Here is a 21308-nt window from a genome sequence, read left to right as displayed (position 1 = left end):
AGTGGCTATTATTGTTCAGCCAATATCGGTACATAGCGCACCATCAAAACGCCACTGATTGCCGCAATCTCGTCTATTGTTTTTTGCGGCACCGGGCTGTCGACGTCAACCAGCGTGTAGGCCATCTCGCCGCGGGATTTATTGCCCATGTTATGAATATTGAGACCTGCTTTGGCCATACCGGTGGAAATCTGCCCCAGCATGTTGGGCACGTTGGAATTTGCTACCGCCAGGCGGAAAGGGGATCCGCGTTCCATTGTTATGTTGGGGAAATTGACCGCATTGGTAATGTTCCCGTTTTCCAGATAATCTATCATCTGATTTACCACCATTACCGCGCAATTCTCCTCAGCTTCCATCGTCGACGCGCCCAGATGCGGCAGCGTGATTACAGCGGCTCGGTGTTGCAGTAACTGGCTGGGAAAATCGCAAACATAATATTTTATCTTGCCCGAGTCGATTCCTTCGATTACGGCACTCTCGTTGACGATACCATCGCGAGAGAAGTTGAGCAGAATCGTGCCGGCTTTCATATTCGATACGATCTTGTGATTGATCAGATCGCGTGTGGCGTCCACCAGGGGTACATGCAACGTGACAAATTCACTATTGCGCAGCAGATCTTCAATGCTCTCGGCGCGTTTGACGTCAGCCGATAAATTCCAGGCTGCGTCTACCGTTATATTTGGATCATAACCCATCACTTTCATGCCAAGCCGGAGTGCCGCATCCGCTACCAGCCGTCCTACTGCACCCAGGCCTACGATTCCCAGTGTGCGGCCCGGCAACTCAATTCCGGCGAATTGCTTCTTTCCGCCCTCCGCCAGCTTGTGCAGCGTCGCATTATCGCCCTGCAAATCCTCGGCAAAGCGAATCGCCGGGATCAGGTTGCGTGACGCCATCAGCAAGCCGGCAAGCACCAGTTCTTTCACCGCATTGGCGTTTGCACCGGGTGCGTTAAAGACCGGCACGCCGCGAAGGTTCATGTCTTTCACAGGAACGTTATTGGTGCCCGCACCCGCACGGCCTATCGCTTTTACGCTGGGTGGGATATCCATTTGCAGCATGTTGTGTGAACGCACCAGGATCGCATCCGGTTCGGCAATATTGTCCCCGATGGTGTAATGATGGGGGTCGAACAACTTCAGGCCCAGCGACGATATCTGATTAAGCGTAAGTATCCGGAAAATTTTATGTGCGCGTTCAGGCATGGTCACTCGCAAATTTATTCATGAATTCAACCAGGACCTTTACCCCTTCGAGGGGCATGGCGTTGTATATGGAAGCGCGCATTCCTCCCACTGAACGATGGCCCTTCAACTGGATCAAGCCGTGCGCTTTGGCCTGTTTCAGAAACTCGTCATCGAGCGAGGGGGTTTTTAACGTGAACGGTACATTCATGCGCGAGCGGTCGGCTTTGGCTACGGGACAATGATAAAAATCGGTGGTATCCAGCAAGCCGTACAACAAATTGGCCTTGGCGATGTTTACCTTTTCCATTGCAGCCAACCCACCGTTCTTTTTCAGCCACTCCAGCACAAGGCCGGTAATATACATTGCGTAGGTCGGCGGGGTGTTATACATCGAGTCGGTATCAGCGTGGATTTTATAGTCGAACATGGTCGGCGTGCCCGGGATGGTTTCTCCCAGCAAGTCATCGCGGACAATGACAATGCACAATCCAGCAGGACCGACATTTTTCTGAGCGCCGGCATAAATCACCCCGAATCGAGCCACATCGATGGGGCGTGACATAAAGCTGGAGGACATGTCTGCCACCAGGGGCATATCGACGCCCAGATCAGACAAATCTGGAACCCAGTTGAACTCTACTCCGCCGATTGTCTCGTTGGGCGTGTAATGCAGATAGGCCGCGTCGCGATCGATATTCCACGTATCCTGCGGCGGAGCATAGGTGAAATTAGCGTCCTCGGATGAGGCCGCGACATTTACGGCCGTATATTTCTTCGCTTCCTGGATGGCTTTCTTGGACCACTGGCCTGTATTGACGTAGTTGGCGCTTTTTTTCCCGCGCAGCAGGTTCATGGGCGCCATGGCGAATTGCGTGGAGGCGCCACCGGATAAAAACAGAACTTTATAATTGGCCGGGATGCCCCCCAGTTCGCGAAAATCGGCTTCAACCTTCGCCGCGATGGACATGAATTCCTTGCCGCGGTGGCTCATCTCCATAACAGACATGCCGCTGCCATGCCAATCGAGCATTTCATCGCGCGCTTGTTGCAGCACTTCCGCCGGCAATACCGCCGGACCTGCGCTGAAGTTATATATATGTTCCATTAAAACCCCTTTGTCTCTGCAGGACGCTCCTGGCAGTCAAATTCCGCACTTTTATCCCTGGTAATTCAAAATCCGCCTCTTTGCGGTCAGTAGGATGGGTGGAGCGCAGCTCAATCCATCAAAACGACGCAACACGACACGTTAAACCATGAGCGGATACCGGTGCGAAGGCGGCTGTTAATAACCAAATGATGGGTTGCGCTACGCTCCACCCATCCTACGCAAGCTGTGCTCCCATTCGGGCAATTTATCAATGAGCTTACCCGCAACCTTCAATTTTTAAAAGCGCTCAGAAATTTTAAACGTTCTGGATCAGTTCCTTTTCCTCGTCTGCTTCGACCACCCTTTCGAGCCCGGCGAGTTTTTCACCCTTGTCCAGGTTGATCAGCGTTACGCCCTGCGTCGCACGGCTCATTTCGCGCACTTCATTGACGCGAGTGCGGATCAGCACGCCGCCAGTGGTAATAAGCATGATTTCGTCATCCGGCCTGACCAGCTTTGCCGCCACGACCTTGCCATTGCGCTGGGTGGTCTTGATCGCAATCATGCCCTGGCTGCCGCGGCCGTGACGGGTGTATTCACCTATCGGGGTACGCTTGCCGTAGCCATTTTCCGTTGCGGTGAGGACCGCCAGTTCTTCACTTTCGGCCACCAGCAGGGATATTACTTTCTGCCCCTTGCCCAATTTCATCCCGCGCACGCCGCGCGCGCCACGCCCCATGGGGCGCACGTCATTCTCATCGAAACGCACTGCCTTGCCGTTGTCTGAAAAGAGCATCACGTCATGCTTGCCTTCAGTCAGGGCTACGCCGATCAGATAATCATCCTCATCCAGGCCCACCGCGATAATACCGCTGGCGCGAGGGCGGGAAAATTCCGACAACGGCGTTTTTTTCACGGTACCAAAAGAAGTGGCCATAAATATATAGCGGTTCTCTTCGAAAACCTTTACGGGCAGGATGGCATTGATCTTTTCATCCCGTTCCAGTTGCACCAGGTTGACGATGGGCTTGCCGCGCGATGCGCGACCCCCCTGGGGCACCGTGTAAACCTTGATCCAGTAAACACGTCCACGGCTGGAAAAGCACAGGATGTAATCGTGCGTATTGGCGATGAAAAGATTGTCGATGAAATCATCTTCTTTGGTGCCAGTTGCCTGTTTCCCGCGCCCGCCCCGTTTTTGAGCCCGGTAGTCATCGAGCGGCTGCGACTTGATGTAGCCGCTATGTGATAGCGTCACGACCACATCCTCAGGTGTGATCAAGTCCTCCATGCTCAGATCTTGAGTATCGATAACGATTTCGCTGCGGCGTTTATCACCGAACTGTTGCTTTATTGCAACAAGCTCTTCGGTGATAATGGTCGTGATACGTTCCGGCCTGGAGAGGATGTCGAGAAGGTCGGCAATTTTTTCCATTACCTCCTTGTATTCGCTTACGATCTTGTCCTGCTCCAGCCCGGTCAGCCGCTGCAGGCGTAATTCAAGAATTGCTTGGGCTTGCGCATCGGACAAGCGGTATCCATCGCTGGATAAACCGAATTCAGGTGCCAGTCCGTCAGGACGAAACGCCTTCACGTCGACCGAGGCGCGAACCAGCATTTCCTCCACCAGCGTGGAGCGCCATATCCTCGACATCAATGCTTCTTTCGCTACCGCGGGCGTAGGCGCCGCCTTGATGAGGGCAATCACTTCATCCACGTTTGAAAGTGCTACCGCCAGGCCTTCCAGAAGATGTCCGCGCTCACGCGCTTTTTTCAATTCGAATACGGTGCGCCTTGTCACCACTTCGCGGCGGTGGCGCAAGAATGCATCGAGCATCTGCTTCAAATTCAGCAGGCGCGGCTGCCCGTCCAGCAGGGCCACCATATTCATGCCAAAGGTGTCCTGCATTTGTGTTTCTTTGTATAAATTGTTCAGCACCACTTCGGGCACTTCTCCGCGCCGGAGCTCGATGACCACGCGCATGCCGGATTTGTCCGATTCATCGCGCAGATCGGAAATGCCTTCGATTTTCTTGTCGCGCACCAGTTCGCCGATACGGATCAGCAAATTGGCCTTGTTTACCTGGTAGGGCAACTCGTCGATGATGATGCTTTGGCGGCTGCCTTTTTCCATATCCTCGAAGTGGGTGCGCGCCCGCATCACCACGCGGCCACGCCCGGTTCGGTAACCTTCCTTCACCCCGGTGACGCCGTAGATGATGCCGGCAGTCGGAAAATCCGGCGCAGGAATGATTTCTATCAACTCTTCAATGGTGGTGTCGGCATTCTTCAGCAGCGCCAGGCAGGCATCCACCACTTCATTGAGGTTATGCGGAGGAATGTTGGTCGCCATGCCGACCGCAATACCGGAAGAGCCGTTGATAAGCAGGTTCGGAATTTTCGCGGGCAGAATCAGCGGCTCTCTCTCCGACCCGTCGTAGTTCGGACCGAAATCCACCGTTTCCTTGTCGAGATCAGCCAATAGCTCATGAGCGATGCGCGACATGCGGATTTCGGTATAACGCATTGCCGCCGCGTTATCGCCGTCTACCGAACCAAAGTTGCCCTGGCCGTCCACCAGCATATAGCGCAACGAAAAGTTCTGCGCCATGCGCACGATAGTGTCATATACCGCGGTATCGCCGTGCGGATGGTACTTGCCGATTACGTCGCCGACGATGCGCGCCGACTTCTTGTAGGGGCGGTTCCAGTCGTTGGACAGTTCGTGCATGGCGAACAGCGCCCGGCGATGTACTGGCTTCAAGCCGTCCCGCACATCCGGCAGGGCACGGCCTATAATTACGCTCATGGCGTAGTCAAGATAAGAGCGGCGCATCTCCTCTTCGAGGCTGATGGGCAGTGTTTCTTTAGCGAATTGATCCATTACTTGTTTTATTCAGGACAAACAGTAGCTTAAAGCATAAATGTCGTCCTGAGCTTCACCCCGGATAGCGATACATAAAACTGCTTATTTTAGCATGCCGATCGTATTCAAGTCATCCCTGCATTCCAGCATTCATGCCGTTTGCAACAACATGATTTGACAAGAACGGACATATAACTAGATAATCGGAACGCGAATATGCAATAATGTGCCGCGGCCAAAATAAAATGGCTTTGTTTGTTATTTGCATGACTCAGGGATGATTTGATCTTGAATTGAAGTTTTTCTGAAAAAGGGGCAATAGATGAAAAATACGGTAACGAAAAAACTCTTGCTTGGCGCGATGGTTCTGCCAATGCTGGTTGCAGGAGCTGCCATGGCTGAGGAGCAACCCGAGGCATATGCAAGTGATGGCCGTGGGGTTACAGCCCGGGATTCATCCGGCGACTGTTGGCGCACAGGCTACTGGACGCCTGCCATGGCGACCTACGAATGCGATCCTGAATTGATGCCAAAACCCGAGAAGACGGTCGAAGCGCCTGCCGAACCCGCTGCCCCTGTTGCTGCCACCTACGGCGAGCCCGAAAAAGTATCGCTCTCCGCGGATCAACTGTTCGATTTCGATAAAGCCAATCTAAAACCCGAGGGCAAGCAAGCCCTGGATGACCTTGTCTCCAAGCTTGAAGGTGTCAAATACGACACGATCGTTGTAATCGGATACGCTGACCGTATCGGCTCTGATGCCTACAACAAGAAATTATCCATGCGTCGCGCTGAATCTGTCAAAAGCTACCTGGTCAACGAGAAAAGCATAGCGGCCGATACCGTCTTTACCGATGGCAAGGGCGAAGCCAATCCGGTAACCGGCGATACCTGCAAGGGCGAGAAGAAAACCAAAGCATTGGTCGCATGCCTGCAACCCGACCGTCGCGTTGAAGTTGAAGTGGCCGGCACACGGGCGACAGTACAATAATCCTGCTTCAAACTGAAAAATAAAAACCCTGCCATCGCGCAGGGTTTTTTTTTGCTAAGCTTTCACATAATGATCTGTCCTGAAAAAATTGATACATTGCTGGAGGCACGCTGGATTATTCCGGTGGAACCCGCGGGGGTGGCGCTGCGCGACCACGCCGTTGCAATCAATAGGGGCATGATCAGCGCAATTGTCCCGAATGCCGAGGCCCATGCCCGGTTCGCGGCAGAGGAACATATTGTTCTTGAGAATCACGCGCTGATGCCGGGCCTGGTGAACCTCCATACCCATGCTGCGATGTCGCTGATGCGGGGCATCGCGGACGATCTGCCGCTAATGGAGTGGCTTAACAATCACATATGGCCTGCGGAAACCAGGCACGTCGATTCCGGCTTTGTCTTCGATGGCACCCGCTTAGCCTGCGCCGAGATGCTGAGAGGCGGTATCACCTGTTTTAACGACATGTATTTTTATCCCGAAGCATCTGCTCGGGCGGCGATTGCTTCGGGTATGCGCGCCAGCATCGGTATGATAGCCATCGACTTTCCTACTGCATACGCCAGCGACGCCGACGATTATCTGGCCAAAGGTCTTGCGCTGCGCGACGAATATAGCCGACATCCGCTGCTGTCGTTCTGCTTCGCGCCTCATGCGCCTTATACGGTGAGCGATAGGATATTCAATAAAATTCTCACCTATGCGGAGCAACTCGATCTACCCATCCATATTCACCTGCATGAAACCCATGATGAAATCAGCGATAGCGTGAAAGTTCACGGAGTGCGCCCGATAGAACGTTTGCACAGGCTCGGCCTTCTCGGTCCCAATCTCATCGCGGTGCACATGGTCTACCTGGATAACGGCGAAATCGAATTGATGGCGCAGCAAGGCTGCACCGTGGCGCATTGTCCTTCTTCCAATCTGAAACTAGGCAATGGCCTGGCGCCCATAGTCTCACTGCTGAATGCGGGCATTAACGTTGGCATCGGAACGGACGGCGCCGCCAGCAACAACCGGCTCGATATGTTTGAAGAAATGCGTTTCACCGCGCTGCTTGCCAAAGGCCAAAGCGGCGGCGCCAATATGCTGCCCGCATGGCAGGCGCTGCAAATGGCTACACTCAATGGCGCTCGGGCGCTGGGGCTGGGCGCGCTCACCGGTTCGTTGGTGGCGGGCAAGGCTGCCGACATCATTGCCCTGGATTTTTCCAGCCTCGAACTTTCGCCCTGTTATGATCCTGTTTCCCACCTCGTCTACGCTGCGGGGCGGGAACACGTGAGCCATGTGTGGGTAAATGGTAAGATACTGCTGAACTGCGGAGAGTTGACCACGCTGGATGAGAGGGAGCTGTTGCTCAGGGCCGAATTCTGGCGGGGACAGATGGCAGCGGGCTGAAGACGGCTGAAGAATTAGCAACGTAACGGGAAGCCATCCTATACGGTTTATATAGTATGCATGGATAAAACGCAGTGCAGCCCATCACAACCCATTATTTTTCTGAAGAGTTGGCCTTATAAACAGTAGAGTTATATGGAGAGCGGATTGGAGGCATGTAAGATAAGCCGAATGATGAGTCTCGCTTCACTCTGCAATGCCAACAAAAACCGCATAGAGGCATGATGAGTAAACAGACGGAAAGTGACAACGTAAACGTTGACCTGCTCGAATTGGAAAAATTCAGCCAGCTCGCGCACCGCTGGTGGGACCCGACCAGTGAATTCAAGCCATTGCATGAAATCAACCCGTTGCGGCTGAATTATATCGACCAGCTTGCGGGTTTTGCAGGCAAAACGGTACTGGACGTCGGCTGCGGCGGCGGCATTTTGTCAGAAAGCATGGCAGACCGCGCCGCACAGGTCACGGGTATCGATCTTGGCGATAAAGCGCTCAAAGTTGCAAAGCTGCACCTGCTGGAAAGCCGCAAGCAGGTGAATTACCGCAAGGTGGCCGTAGAAGAACTTGCCAAAGAACAGCCCCATCATTACGACGTGGTCACCTGCATGGAAATGCTGGAGCACGTGCCCAGCCCGGCGAGCACCGTGAAAGCCTGCGCCCAGCTTGTCAAACCCGGCGGCTGGGTTTTCTTCTCAACCATCAACCGCAATCCAAAATCGTACCTATTTGCCATAATCGGTGCCGAATATGTACTGAGCCTGTTGCCCAGAGGCACCCACGACTACGCAAAATTCATCAAGCCATCCGAACTGGCCCGTATGGGCCGTGATGCAGGGCTAGCCGTCGAGGAGATCATTGGCCTGACTTACAACCCCATCACAAAAGTTTACGCATTGGGGCAGGATTCGGATGTCAATTACATCATGGCGTTCCGTGCTTGAAGTCCCGTAGCCATGCCGGGCTGAGCCGGAGCCACCGCCTGCTCTGCGTGCCGGCTCATCAATTCCTTTGCTCGCACCTGAATTGCTTGATTCAGCCATCGAGCTCAGCCATCACTCATTCATGATCAAAGCCGTTCTATTCGATCTCGACGGTACGCTTGCGGATACCGCCCCCGACCTGGGTCATGCCCTCAATCGGCAGCGCATCATGCGCGGCCTTGCGGCCCTGCCGATAGAGCATATCCGTACCGAAGCCTCGGCAGGCGCGCGCGGCCTGCTTGGTCTTGGGTTCGGTATCAAACCCGGCGATAAGGACTATGATGCGATGCGTGCCGAATTCCTTGATTTTTACGCCGAACGGTTGTGCCATGAAACATCTCTATTTCGAGGCGTAACCGAATTACTCGATCAACTCGATATTCGCGGGATTCCGTGGGGCATCGTCACCAATAAACCGGCGCGTTTTTCCATACCTCTGATGCAGGCGCTAGGCCTGAGTAGCCGTTTCGCGTGCATCGTCAGCGGCGGAGACACCGCGCACTCCAAACCCCATCCAGAGCCGTTACTTGCAGCCAGCAACACGATGGATGTCTCGCCGGCCGAATGCGTCTACCTGGGCGACGACTTGCGTGATGTCCAGGCCAGCCTTGCGGCAGGCATGGAACCGATCGTGGCGAGATACGGCTACTTGGGCAATGCGGCACCGCCCGAGTCTTGGGGAGCGAGATACCTCATTGATCAACCGCAAGAACTGCTCGGTTATCTGTAAAATCTGGTAGTATGCAGCAAGTAAAGAGTAGGGCGCCAATAAGCGAAGCGCATTGCGCCGTATGAAAATTTTCACCAATGCTTCTGTCATCTAATGGGTAACACAGTCGGGTATCCGACCTCAAGTGGCTTCTCCAAAGATTTCCAAACACCGGTAATTGAACTCTTCCGGTCCGCCGTTATCTAACAAATGTAAATACAGAATGCCGGGGGCGACCTGGCTTCGACGTGGATTACAAAGCAGTGCAGGGCATACCGAGGACCAGTTACCTCGTAAATACATCTGGAAACCAATAGTCGCAAACGACGATAGTTACGCTCTAGCCGCTTAAATCCGGCTGGACTCCGCACCGGTGGGCCTCAACGCCGGGTCTGGCAACAGGCAGCGGAGCCATTAACGAGGATCGCGTTCGGTAGGGTCACTTTACAGAACGCTAAAAAATAGGTGACTCGCCTGTCATTAGTCTGCCAGTTGACGCATGCCAGGTTAAATTAAATAACATGGCTAAGTATGTAGAACTGTCTGTAGAGGATTTGCGGACGCGGGTTCGATTCCCGCCGCCTCCACCAATGAAGTGTCCTAAGTAGTCCAAAGAAATCCAGAAAACCCGCATGAATAAAGGATTGCGGGTTTTTTGTTGTCCAAACACATCCAAACTCGACTATTGCAATCCGACGGTAACTGACGGTAAACTTGACGGTAACAGACTTACCGTCAAATGGAGTTACCGTCATGGCACTTACTGACACCGCAATCCGTAATGCCAAACCGGCTCAAAAACCTATCAAGCTAACGGACGAGCGCGGGCTTTACCTGCTGCTCAAGCCGAATGGTTCACGCTGGTGGCGGTTTGATTACCGCTACGGCGGCAAACGCAAAACTCTTTCCATGGGCGTTTATCCCGATGTGAGCTTAAAGGATGCTCGTAACCGGCGTGATGAAGCGCGCAAACTGCTGGCTTTTGACGCCGATCCGGGCGAAAACCGTAAAGCGGTCAAAGCCGCCAAATCCGAACAGGGGGCGAACAGTTTCGAAGTTATTACGCGGGAGTGGTATACAAAATATTCCGCCACCTGGAATGCCAGTCATGGCGAGCGTATCATCCGCCGGTTTGAGCGCGACCTATTTCCCTGGATCGGCAGTAAACCCATTGCAGAGATTGCCGCGCCTGAACTGCTGGCAACGGTACGGCGCATCGAAAGCAGGGGAGCAGTAGAAACCGCGCATAGGGCATTGGGTAATTGTGGGCAAGTATTTCGCTACGCAATCGCAACCGGACGCGCCACGAGAGATATTTCTGCCGATCTGAGGGGCGCACTTCCCCCGGTGAAAGGTGAACACTTTGCAGCCATTACCGAACCCAAGCAGGTAGCGTCATTATTGCGGGCAATGGATGACTATACAGGCTCGCATGTTGTGCGGTGCGCATTGCGCCTTGCCCCGCTGGTGTTCGTTCGTCCTGGAGAGCTTCGCACGGCTGAATGGAAGGATATTGACATTGATGGGGCGGAATGGCGTTATACCGTCACCAAGACCAATACGCCGCACATTGTTCCGCTTGCACGGCAAGCCGTGGAAATACTCACAGAACTGCAAGCTCTCACTGGGAGCGGACGCTTCGTGTTTCCCGGCGCACGCACCAATGGCCGACCTATGAGCGATAATGCAATCCTTGCCGCTATGCGGCGCATGGGCATCGACAAGGAAGAGATGAGCGGTCACGGCTTCCGCGCCATGGCGCGCACTATCCTTGATGAAGTGCTGGGTTTTCGGCCCGATTTTATCGAACATCAATTAGCCCATGCGGTGAAAGACCCCAATGGGCGCGCTTATAATCGCACGGCGCATTTGCTCGAACGCCGCAAGATGATGCAACAGTGGGCTGATTACCTGGACAAACTGAAAGCCGGTGCGAAAATTATCCCCCTGCATGGCGTGGCGTAAAGATGTGTCCGGAAGATAACGCTGACGATTTTCGTCCAGCCGAACAAGACCCGTGGGCACTTCGCAAACCGGATTGGAATACCTGGAAATCAGTTAAACAGGCAAGGCTCTGGCAAGCTGTTGCCTTGGCTTGCGATCTCGATCCGGCCAACTTCCAGCTTTTCGATAAACCGCAACTCGCAAGGCTGTTTAAGGAACCACCTCGTCAATTTGATGATTTGCTTGTCATGGCTAAGGGCAGCATAGGAGCTAACGGCATTCTAAAATTGGTTTCCCGAAGCGATGAAGGGCTGGAAGAAAGCGAAGTCAAGCTTTCAAACTTCGCCACCTGGCTTAAAAGCATACAGCACAAACTCCCCGCACAATTTCCCTGGCTGTCCGAACCCATCACCCTCAGCAACATGGACTGGCCATGGGGGAGACACGAAACGGATTTACTGCGAAAGCTCGCTGCTGCCGCGCAGCGTTTTTGGAGTAACTACGACCCCACAGACTCAACCACCGCGCCCACCAATCAGCAAGTCATTGAATGGCTAAGGGGACAAGGTGTGTCTGAGCGCACCGCCGAAGTCATGGCGACTATCCTTCGCGCAGACGGCTTGCCAACCGGCCCGCGCAAGTAATTCACCGCGCCCTCTCTGCGTCAACACTGGCGCGACATTTCACGTAATCCGCACCTAATTCCCGCGCCCCTCCGCGCGTATTAGCGCACCCTCTCATGCTATTTAATTGCCAACCTTGTTCAACAACTTCTAAAAAGGTACAAACATGGTTAAAGCAATCCTACGGCTTCCTGCTGTTAAAGCTGAGTCTGGCGCTTCGCGCTCAACGATCTATTTACGAATTCAGCAAGGGCTTTGGCCCAAGCCTGTCAGATTAGGTCCACGCTCTGTAGGGTGGCCCGCTAGCGAAGTTGCCGCTATCAATATTGCCCGCATTGCGGGGATGACTGATGATGAAATCCGCAACCTGGTAATCAAGTTGGAAGCGGCTCGCAAAACCGCTGCCAATGCGCTCTAAGGGGATGACAATGCAAAACACCGTTACAGCGCAAGTCACTCCGCTCGCATCCCGGCAAAACTCAGCGAATGCACCCGTAACTTTATGCCGCTATGGTGGCGGGCGCTTCGAACTCTCTGAAACGGGTGTTTACTTCCTTGGCAAGGACAAAGACGGCAATGAGCAAACGCCCCAATGGGTTTGCGCACCTTTAAACGTTATTGCCAAGACGCGGGACGAGAAGAGCGGGGAATGGGGGCGACTGCTGGAATGGCAGGATGACGATGGTCACCCCCATCAATGGGCAATGCCGCTTGAACTGCTGGAAAGTGATGGTTTAGACGTGAGGCGCGAGCTTGCACGGCGTGGCCTGCAAATTTCCCCTAGTCCATCGGCACGCGGCCTGTTAGCTACATACATCAAGGTATGGCCGATAGATGCCAGAGCGCGTTGTGTAGACCGTTTGGGCTGGCACGGCAATACTTTTGTTACGCCTAACGGCTCGATTGGGGAAGCTGAAGAACTTGTCGTGTTTCAAAATTCACATGCCACTGAACCCGCTTATTCTGAGTCAGGCACGGCAGACGAATGGCGCAACTCTGTCGCAGCTTTGGCGATAGGGAACACGCGGCTGGTATTTGCTCTTTCTGTGGCTTTTGCGGGCGCATTGGCTGAAATTGCAGGTGAAGATTCTGGGGGCTTTCATTTGCGGGGCGCTTCATCCTCTGGCAAATCCACTGCGTTGAAGCTTGCCGCTTCCGTATGGGGTAACCCCTCAACTTATGTGCGCCTGTGGCGCGGTACAGTCAATGGATTGGAGGGATTGGCAACATTGCACAATGATGGGCTGCTCATCCTCGATGAAATCGGTCAGATCGACCCCAATGATGCCGGAGAGGCAGCATACCTTCTGGCGAATGGTCAAGGTAAGGCGAGGGCGTCACGCAATGGACTTGCCCGTTCAGCCCAACGGTGGCGGCTGCTGTTCCTCAGCGCGGGCGAAGCATCCCTTTCCGCTGTCATGGCGCAAGCAGGCAAGCAATCGACTGCCGGACAGGAAATCCGCCTTGCCGACGTAGAAGCCGATGCTGGCGCGGGTATGGGAATATTTGAGACATTGCATGGACATCCCAACGCCGCTTCACTGGCGTTAGCAATCAAGGAAGCTTCCGCCAAGTATCACGGCGCTACGGGTAAGGAATGGTTGCGCTACCTTGTAGCGAACCGCGCAAGCCTTGTAAGCATCCTGCAAGAGGAAATCAACCGATTCGTAAGCGGAATAACACCGGCACATGCGGCAGGGCAGGTAAGGCGGGTAGCACGGCGCTTTGCACTGGTTGCCGTAGCGGGTGAGCTTGCGACCCACTCCAAGTTGACAGGATGGGCGGAAGGAGAAGCTATTCATGCTGCCCGCAAATGCTTTGCCGCCTGGATCGAAGCCTTTGGCGGTAGTGGCAACCGCGAAGAACGCGCCATACTTGCCCAGGTGCGCGCTTTCTTTGAAATGCACGGCGCAAGCCGCTTTGAAGATATCAGCGCCACAATTGACCAGCGTGTTCCTAAACGGGCAGGCTTTTACCGAAATGGAATAAAAGAGGGACGGGAGTTTCTGGTATTGCCCCAAACCTTCCGCAAAGAAGTATGCCAAGGATTTGACGAAAAGACTGTCAAGAACATCTTGATAGAAGCAGGATTGCTGCTTCCCGGTAACGACAAGAAGCCCTCGCAGGTTGTACGCCTCCCCGGATTAGGTTCATCCAGAGTCTATGTTATCCGGTACGTGGATGAGGGAGAGTAAGCCGATTACCGATGTAACGGTGGTAACGCGGTAACATCCAATATGGGTTTAATTCTTCGCGTAACGCCGCTGTTACTGCGTTGTCTCCGCCGGTAACACGTTATATTGTTACAGGAAAACTCTACTGTACCGTGTTCCCCGTTACCGTTACAGCCAATTTCTACTGCTTCATGTTCCTGTTACTGTTACTGTTACAGGAAATCCAATACATCTGTTCCTGTTACCGCCGTTACAGGATATAGTCGAACCGGTACCATTTTGTGGTAACGCCGAATACCCCATGGATCGGGCATTTTCGGTCTCTTATGCGAATTGTTACCGCTGTTACTGACTAAAAGGACAGTTGTCCCCGGTCCGTTCCATGTCAGTCCCAGCCACTGCGACATAAAAAATACCAAGCCCAAGAAGGCTTATTTATTCACAAATGCCGGTCTCGATGGTCTATTCCCGACACATTTCACACAAGTGCGCTTCCCGATAACGGACTCAACGTCGGCGAGATCAATGCGGCCCCTTCCATGGGACCGAAATTGGTTTGCTCTGCCTCCTGTGTTGTTAAGAGAACACAATCAGCGCAAATTCCCAGATCAGCGGATATAGATTGCGACAGGTCACGCCGCAAAGACAGCGCTTCAGCAACAGTTAGAAATCGCTTGTCGTAGACAATAAGAATATCTAGATCATTCGCATGAACTGTTCGAAGTGCTGACCCGAAGAGGTGCAGCGCAACGCCTTCATGAGTTGCGGCGTCTTGCACGCTCTTCGAGGCTAGGAGGTTCGTAATCCAGAAATTGCTTCCCAACGTAGTAGACCGCTCCCAAGAATTCACTGAATTTGAACAAACCCACGTCGCGATCTTTCGCGTAAGACTTTGCATCATTCGAATAACCATTCCACGCACTCATTGTGACTATTGCGTTTGTTTCAGGTGCTTCGGCAAGGATTTCCATTACGTCGGCTTCGCCGACAATATAGATGTTAGTTAAATAGACGTTAAGGTCAGGCATCCCCCTGCGATCAACCTTAAACCTGTGCTCATCACGTTGGTGGGTTTCGTTTACTATTGCGTTTGAGCGCAGATATTTAGACAATGCTTCAATGCTCTCTGGGCGGGGGCGTTTTTTGTAGTAGCCTTGATCTGGCATGTCTTACCTCATCCAAGAATGCTGTCCATTTCGTTGGGGAACAAAGGCGCCGCAGGATTTTTGTCCCCGGAGACATGGTTGTATTCGAGTGCCTCGGCGTGAACAACAAAAGCTCTTACGGTCGCTAGCTCTTCTGCCTTTAGCAGATGTCTGTTGATTTCCAAAAGTGTCGCGATTTTTTTATTGTTTGGCAAAATTTCTACCAGTACAAGCCTTCGCCACTGCTTAGCTGCGTCGGCCAAGGGATTCGCCGATGCTCTGGAATGAGGGCCATACACCTCAAAGATGCCTTTGTTTCTTTCCAATAAAGGTCGGACTTCGCTACGTAGCTCCAGCCTGTCTTTTAAAATTGGGATTAACAATGCGCGCCTGATGATTTTTTCGTGAGTCCTTTTCCATCCACGAAGTAACTCTGACGGATAGTGCTGTGGTGCTTTGTCAGCAAGCGTATGACATGATGGACATAGGACGATGACGTTTTCAAATTCATCTCGCTCACTGAGCGGCAATTGATCATTACCTCGGGGACCATCCGACTTTTGAGCTATAACATGAGCTAGCTCATCGATACTAGCAATCGTGCCATCGGCAAAGACTCGAAATAGGTCAGCACGGCATGCCGGGTTTTGGCATAGACCAGCTGAACTCGCCCAAAGTTGACGCTTTACTCGATCTGCGATTGCCATTCGAAAAGACTTAACTTTGTTATAGGGGGACAGTATTGCGCCCTAACTCGATCAAAAACACCAATGTCCAATTCTAGGACAAAGCAGCCCATCGCTACCGCTCATGTCAATGAGAATCGGATACAAATTCCGAAATACCCATACTTAGTGATAGGTGTACTTAAGTCCAGTTGTTAGCTCAGCTATAAAGCTTGCAATAAAAGCTACGCATATTAATCTGTTCCAACATAGGTTCCGTTGGCTCGAATGCGCCAGTGAGAGAAGACCGCTGCAAACGCACTTTAATTTCTCCTTTGGCACACGTCCCGAACCTCTGCTCATCAATATAAAGGAAATTGGGGATAGCAACATGATTAGGGGAACATTTTTTTAGATGAAGTAGCAGCTTGCCTGAAAGCAATGAGTGCGGCAACGAATTCGACTTTAGCTGTCTCCTCGGAACCGATGGGTAAGGCAAGTTGAAAAGTTTTAAAAAATAAGGGGGCAAAGTTCATATTATTTGTTCGCCCCCATGTAGGCGACATGGTAAAGCTGGATTCAGCTACTTATATCTACGGTAGTACTTGTGAGAAAGAAGTCGCATTAGCCAGTGGACTGGAAACGTGGTAGTGGTTTAGTTTGAAATTTTGACGGCCTAGACCCTCTAGCATCACCATGTTGGTATGAATAGCATGAAATCAAAAACAAATCCTCGGAAAGATTTTACTCAAATTGCGTTTGATGTAGTACGGAACGCAACGGGTGAGGCTGAGCCTCAAGAACCGATAGATGAAAAAAAGAAAGCCGCCCAAGAATCGGGGCGGCGTGGTGGGCTAAAAGGTGGCAAGGCAAGAGCGAGCAAGCTTACACCAAAGCAGCGCGAACAAATTGCAAGAACTGCTGCTCAGGCCCGCTGGAAAAAGACTTAACTAAGCAGAGCTTTGTTTTTTATCTGGCTCATTCATTCTCCACTGAACATCATCAGTAAAGTCTGTTGGCATATTTATCGGGTCTTCTGTTTCATTGACCCTATTCCAGTGCATAACGTCGAATGTAAGTTGAAGGACATCTCCAACCGTTTGCTCTCTCCGCTGTTGAAATGATCTATGAGCAATATAGCGCGGGGCTACATCAATGTCTGTCCACAATGTCATTTGCTCTGTCCCTTGCCATGTGGTAACGGCTAGGTTTGCTCTATATGGTTTACCAGTAACTTCATCTTTTCTAATTTCTTCTCTAGCTGCACTAGAGAATTGCTCTGCCAATCGGTCAATAGCTGTTTTGGGTTTTGGTAAAGGCCATCCCATTCCTATCGCATATTTGGCGACATCATGCATGTCAACCGAATCCTTTCCGGTTTCTTCTCTATATCTTTTGATAATACTTTGCATCTCTTGAGCTTTAGTCATCTTTTTCGTCCTTAAACACCGATCTGGGCAATATCGCCCCAACCATCAACAACTGCACTAGGTGAAACAATTGCCCGAATTTTTACCAAGTGACTCGAAAAACGATTGTATTTACCAGTTCGATAACGCAACTGCCCAGCTACTAATCCTGGATGTATACGTAAAGTTGCAGCCACCCCAAGAATGTCCCTTTCAGCAAATACTGGTGACTTTCTAGCAATAAAACTATCCATTGTTTTTTGGGGGACGCAAAATTCCGCTGCCGCCAAATTTGCTATCCGCTCTTCCTCGGCAACGCCATCCCCGGTGCCTGCTCGCGCACCTTCTAGTTCAGCATCAATGGTTATCAACGTTTTCCCATGTTCATGTAGAACGTGCTCCAATTCGTGACGAAGTACGAACCAGAAATTATCTATTCGGTCATATCGCATAGACATCCCAATTACGGGAGATACTTCATCAAGCCAAAAGCAAACGCCATCTATTTTTGCAGATGGTAGGGACTCGACAATTACAAAGCGAATACCGCATTCGGCAAGTATCCTCGGCGCTTTTCTTGCTTCTTCTGCTGCGGATGTCAAAGTTCTAAGTCGCTCGATTGTGCGGCGTACCCCAACGTTCGAATACTTTCCTACAATCATTTCGCTTGCAATTTGTTTCACTCTGTAAAGCCATGCGATCTGGACTGGAGTTGTGTCCTCAGAGACTGCTGTTTTTTTTGCGGCATGCGGAAGTATTTCAATTTGATTTATTGAGTCCACACCAAAAAACTTCGCCAACGATTTTTCTACACCGACCACATCTCGAACATCATTAACATCAGAAAGCCAGCCCCGCTTAATCATGTCAGTAATAGGCAAACCGCCGAATACTTGCGCCCTGGTTGCGCGTTGACGGTCGGGTTTCGATGCTATTCTGGCTAACGCAAGGTCATATGACTTTTGGAGTTCCAAAAATCTCTCCGCTGGAATGCCGAATAACTCCTCTAGCAATAACGCCAGTTCCGCATTTATTGGGCGTTTGTCTGCCACAATCTTATTGATCCCTGTTTCATCCATCCCAAGAACAATAGCCAGCACTCTTTGAGTCCACCCGATACTCTTCAAAGCGGCATCGACAAGTTGACCAGGTGTTCGGCAATCAGCAAATTTAATTTCCATTAACGAAAAATACCTCAACCGGGCCAAAAAAGCAAACTGACATTTATGCTTGACTATAAAATAGACGTCGTTTAATTCAAACTATACTAAATGCTTGAGGCAAGCTCATGAACAAACTCTCTACGGAAAAACGCACACAAATCCTTTCCGGGCTTTCTGAAGGAATGGGAATCAATGCCGCCACGCGTATTACTTGCGTTAGCAAGAACACCGTCCTCAAGCTGCTTGCCGATTCTGGTGAAGCATGCGCCTTGTACCAAGACTCGGTAATGCGCAACCTGAATTGCAAGCGCGTTGAATTTGGTGAGATTTGGTCTTTCGTAGGCATGAAACAGAAGAACTTACCAGAAGAGCTGCAAGATCAATTCGGTTTCGGGGATGTTTACACGTGGACTGCTATTGATGCCGATACAAAGCTGATTCCGTGCTGGCACGTTGGGACTCGTGATGCTGATTCAGCCTATGCCTTCATTAATGATTTGGCCTCCCGCCTTGATCGCCGCATCCAATTAGCTACAGACGGTCATAAAGCTTATATTCAGGCCGGAGAAGATCCTTTTGGAGGGGATGTAGACTTTGCCCAATTGATTAAGCTGTATGGCAATGCGGGGCGAACTGAAGAACATCAGCGGCGCTATAGTTCATTGGAATGCAGTGGCACAGAGAAACGCCGTATAACTAGCAACCCGAATATCAAGAATGTTCCTACCAGCCACGTCGAACGCCACAATTTAACCATGAGTATGCATATGCGTCGCTTCACACCCCTGACAAATGTCTTTAGTAAGAAGCTGGAAAATCATATGCACGCCATCAGCCTATATTTTATGTTCTACAATTTTTGCAAGATTCACAAATCGCCTCGGATTACGCCTGCAATGGAAGCGGGTTTGACCGATCACGTTTGGAGCATGGCTGAGGTTATCGCAATCATTCCAGACGAAGAGCCGAAGAAGCAGGGGCCTTACAAAAAGAATATTTCAAACTGAACCACTACCGGAAATGTGACTAAGTACAATATTCTTGCTGGTTATGGTAGGGCATATATTGATGACTTAGGTTACACGATCATTTTAATATTGATCAGTTCGAGGACAATCTGCTGGCTCATGGCGCGGTTACAACGCAGGGTGGCCTGATATTTTCTCGTAGATAAAGTCGGAGCTACCATAGGCAAGGCCGATAGTATGGCGGTAACTTTGACGGTAACTATACTTTATAGAATTAGAATAATCGAGCAAGCATAGGCATTGTAGAGCCAGATTCAATTGACGCCGCCCCAATGAAGTGTCCTAAGTAGTCCAAAGAAATCCAGAAAACCCGTATGAATAAAGGCTTGCGGGTTTTTTGTTGTCCAAACACATCCAAACTCGACTATTGCAATCCGACGGTAACTGACGGTAACAGTAATATCATCAGATGAAGCTGTCACCACGCCGCTTATGGCAAATGGCAAGACCTGACCGCGTGTGGCTGCTAACCGTCATCAATTAAAACCGAATATTTCGGGCGCTATACTAGTGTTACGCGCATTTAACTCCATTAGGCAAGGTTAAAGTGTAGCCAAACAAAATAACACGCCAACTCTAGCTCTAGAGTTGGCGTAATCTCAACCTTGACGACGACGGATGAAGCTCAGTCCCAAGAAGCCCAATCCCAGCAGTGCCAGTGTGGTTGGCTCAGGAACAGTCTGACCAACAGCGTCGCTCCTGCCAAAACCGCTGAAACCGACGCTGCTGTAGTCACTGTGCTCGACGCCTATGCCCTGGCCCGTGCAGTCGTTGGAGATGGTGTTGGTGTCCATTGTCACCGCACCATGTAGCGCGATGGCCCTACCGCACAGAATCTCTGCGGTGGTATTCAGGGTGATGCTCTGATCCGCGAGAATATTTCCTGCGAAGAGCGTGCTGGTACCCAGAGTCGCGGAGCTGCCGACTTGCCAAAACACGCCATTATTTGCGCCACCATTCAGCACGTTGACAGTCGAGTTACTTGCGGTGGTGAGCGCACTCCCTATCTTAAAAACGAACAATGCATTGGGATCGTGTAGGGCGTTGAGAGTGAGCGTGCCCGTCAATTGAGCAGACGACGAAAAGAAATAGACGCCAGGTGTGAGCGTGAGTCCTCCCAAATCCTGCCCACTTAGGTCGCTTGTGACCGCCTGACCTGCAAGAGTATTGTACGCGGTGACGGCATCTATCTGAGCTTGCTGCGCGACCGCATCAGTTTGGTGTGCCGTTCCCGTGAGGGTGATGCTGCCAACGCCAGTAATCGAAGAACTTGGGTAGACACCCAAATCCCCCCAGAGGGTGGTCGAGCCGGTATTGGTTACCGTCGAGGCCCCCAGTACCGCGAAATTTTGCGCCGAACCCAGAAATGGCGTCGCCAATGCCGGGGAGGTGCCGTAAAGCACTCCTATCACTGCTAATGTCAGTATCGACAAGCATTTTGGTGCTTCCATCACATACACTCCTAAACGTTATTCTTTATGCACCTTGGGTTTCCGTTCCATTGCCGGAAAAATCACTCTTCTGACGTGCGCAGACGCCAAGGTAGAGTACAGGTGCAAGAACCGCACTATCCTAATCAGACTGATATTAATGGATGAGCAAGAATCGAGCCAGCCAAGTAAGCCATTGACCAAACGATAACTCTTATTTGTTAATACAGGAACTTAGAAGAAGATGTAAGTCTTTTCGACATGTACCAAAGTCCAGTGGTCAAGTAATTTCAGACACCAGGACAGGTGATATTGCTGCCATTTTTCGTTCGTAAGCCCTCGGGCAGCAGATAGCCCGGTTTTGAGCGCAACCGGATGCTGTTAGGAGCGAATTTATAGGGTCAGAATCGATTGATTATAAAATTACGAGGCGGTCTAGGGTGCTTTCCCGAGCGAGAGGATTGAAATGGCACGCTACCGAGATTTATCCTTCCGGCCAACCGCAG

At 51.5% G+C, this 21308-nt stretch carries 18 protein-coding genes and 1 other RNA gene; 11 read left to right on the top strand and 8 right to left on the bottom strand.

What is annotated here, in order from left to right:
• Positions 1–8: 8 nt before the first annotated feature.
• From BLS94_RS01405 to gyrA, 3 genes are all read right to left on the bottom strand, one after another.
• On the bottom strand, positions 9–1211 hold the full coding sequence (locus BLS94_RS01405; RefSeq protein ID WP_090957447.1) for a 3-phosphoglycerate dehydrogenase family protein: 1203 nt from the start codon (positions 1209–1211) through the stop codon (positions 9–11).
• On the bottom strand, positions 1204–2298 hold the full coding sequence (serC, locus tag BLS94_RS01400) for a 3-phosphoserine/phosphohydroxythreonine transaminase (RefSeq protein ID WP_090957446.1): 1095 nt from the start codon (positions 2296–2298) through the stop codon (positions 1204–1206). The genes BLS94_RS01405 and serC overlap by 8 nt, the downstream gene beginning before the upstream one ends.
• Positions 2299–2596: 298 nt before the next feature.
• Positions 2597–5164: a DNA gyrase subunit A gene (gene gyrA, locus BLS94_RS01395; protein ID WP_090957445.1), complete on the bottom strand. Its 2568-nt coding sequence runs from the start codon at positions 5162–5164 to the stop codon at positions 2597–2599.
• 304 nt (positions 5165–5468) lie between these two features.
• On the opposite strand from gyrA, the gene BLS94_RS01390 reads away from it, so the two are divergent.
• The 9 genes from BLS94_RS01390 to BLS94_RS01350 all read left to right on the top strand — a co-directional run bounded on the left by BLS94_RS01390 (position 5469) and on the right by BLS94_RS01350 (position 13983).
• Positions 5469–6137 carry an OmpA family protein gene (locus BLS94_RS01390; protein ID WP_090957444.1) on the top strand — a complete coding sequence of 223 codons (669 nt, stop codon included), beginning with the start codon at positions 5469–5471 and terminating at the stop codon, positions 6135–6137.
• 69 nt (positions 6138–6206) lie between these two features.
• The gene (locus tag BLS94_RS01385) at positions 6207–7532 is read left to right on the top strand and encodes a TRZ/ATZ family hydrolase (protein WP_090957443.1); all 1326 of its coding nucleotides are present in this window, start codon (positions 6207–6209) and stop codon (positions 7530–7532) included.
• Positions 7533–7753: 221 nt separating this feature from the next.
• Positions 7754–8473, top strand: a complete 720-nt coding sequence (gene ubiG, locus BLS94_RS01380; protein ID WP_090957442.1) for a bifunctional 2-polyprenyl-6-hydroxyphenol methylase/3-demethylubiquinol 3-O-methyltransferase UbiG — start codon at positions 7754–7756, stop codon at positions 8471–8473.
• Positions 8474–8594: 121 nt separating this feature from the next.
• Positions 8595–9242: an HAD family hydrolase gene (locus tag BLS94_RS01375; RefSeq protein WP_090957510.1), complete on the top strand. Its 648-nt coding sequence runs from the start codon at positions 8595–8597 to the stop codon at positions 9240–9242.
• 207 nt (positions 9243–9449) lie between these two features.
• Positions 9450–9811, top strand: a transfer-messenger RNA (tmRNA) gene (gene ssrA, locus BLS94_RS01370).
• A 163-nt stretch (positions 9812–9974) separates the two neighbouring features.
• The gene (locus BLS94_RS01365; protein WP_090957441.1) at positions 9975–11186 is read left to right on the top strand and encodes a tyrosine-type recombinase/integrase; all 1212 of its coding nucleotides are present in this window, start codon (positions 9975–9977) and stop codon (positions 11184–11186) included.
• Between the two features lie 2 nt (positions 11187–11188).
• Positions 11189–11809: a hypothetical protein gene (locus tag BLS94_RS01360; RefSeq protein ID WP_090957440.1), complete on the top strand. Its 621-nt coding sequence runs from the start codon at positions 11189–11191 to the stop codon at positions 11807–11809.
• 145 nt (positions 11810–11954) lie between these two features.
• Positions 11955–12206 (top strand): helix-turn-helix transcriptional regulator, encoded by a 252-nt coding sequence (locus tag BLS94_RS01355; protein WP_090957439.1) that lies wholly within the window; start codon positions 11955–11957, stop codon positions 12204–12206.
• A 10-nt stretch (positions 12207–12216) separates the two neighbouring features.
• Complete coding sequence (locus BLS94_RS01350; protein WP_090957438.1) at positions 12217–13983, top strand: DUF927 domain-containing protein; 1767 nt, start codon at positions 12217–12219, stop codon at positions 13981–13983.
• 734 nt (positions 13984–14717) lie between these two features.
• Here BLS94_RS01350 and BLS94_RS01345 read toward each other — a convergent pair.
• Both BLS94_RS01345 and BLS94_RS01340 read right to left on the bottom strand, forming a co-directional pair.
• Positions 14718–15128 (bottom strand): hypothetical protein, encoded by a 411-nt coding sequence (locus tag BLS94_RS01345; protein WP_090957437.1) that lies wholly within the window; start codon positions 15126–15128, stop codon positions 14718–14720.
• A gap of 8 nt (positions 15129–15136) precedes the next feature.
• The gene (locus tag BLS94_RS01340) at positions 15137–15814 is read right to left on the bottom strand and encodes a hypothetical protein (RefSeq protein WP_090957436.1); all 678 of its coding nucleotides are present in this window, start codon (positions 15812–15814) and stop codon (positions 15137–15139) included.
• 671 nt (positions 15815–16485) lie between these two features.
• Here BLS94_RS01340 and BLS94_RS01335 point away from each other — a divergent pair.
• Positions 16486–16722, top strand: a complete 237-nt coding sequence (locus BLS94_RS01335) for a histone H1 (protein WP_090957435.1) — start codon at positions 16486–16488, stop codon at positions 16720–16722.
• Here BLS94_RS01335 and BLS94_RS01330 read toward each other — a convergent pair whose 3' ends face one another.
• A complete protein-coding gene (locus tag BLS94_RS01330; RefSeq protein ID WP_090957434.1) occupies positions 16723–17202 on the bottom strand; it encodes a hypothetical protein in 480 nt (159 codons plus the stop codon). It lies immediately after the preceding gene.
• An 11-nt stretch (positions 17203–17213) separates the two neighbouring features.
• Entirely contained in the window at positions 17214–18362 is a 1149-nt protein-coding gene (locus BLS94_RS01325) for a helix-turn-helix domain-containing protein (RefSeq protein ID WP_090957433.1), read from the bottom strand.
• 107 nt (positions 18363–18469) lie between these two features.
• On the opposite strand from BLS94_RS01325, the gene BLS94_RS01320 reads away from it, so the two are divergent.
• A complete protein-coding gene (locus BLS94_RS01320) occupies positions 18470–19351 on the top strand; it encodes a DDE-type integrase/transposase/recombinase (RefSeq protein WP_090957432.1) in 882 nt (293 codons plus the stop codon).
• Positions 19352–19971: 620 nt separating this feature from the next.
• Here BLS94_RS01320 and BLS94_RS01315 read toward each other — a convergent pair.
• The gene (locus BLS94_RS01315) at positions 19972–20784 is read right to left on the bottom strand and encodes an ice-binding family protein (protein WP_218124717.1); all 813 of its coding nucleotides are present in this window, start codon (positions 20782–20784) and stop codon (positions 19972–19974) included.
• Positions 20785–21308: the final 524 nt, after the last annotated feature.

The sequence above is a fragment of the Nitrosospira sp. Nsp18 genome (assembly GCF_900103145.1).
Taxonomy (GTDB): Bacteria; Pseudomonadota; Gammaproteobacteria; order Burkholderiales; family Nitrosomonadaceae; genus Nitrosospira.
Note: the sequence above shows the minus strand (reverse complement) of the source record. Positions and strands in the feature narration are given on the sequence as shown.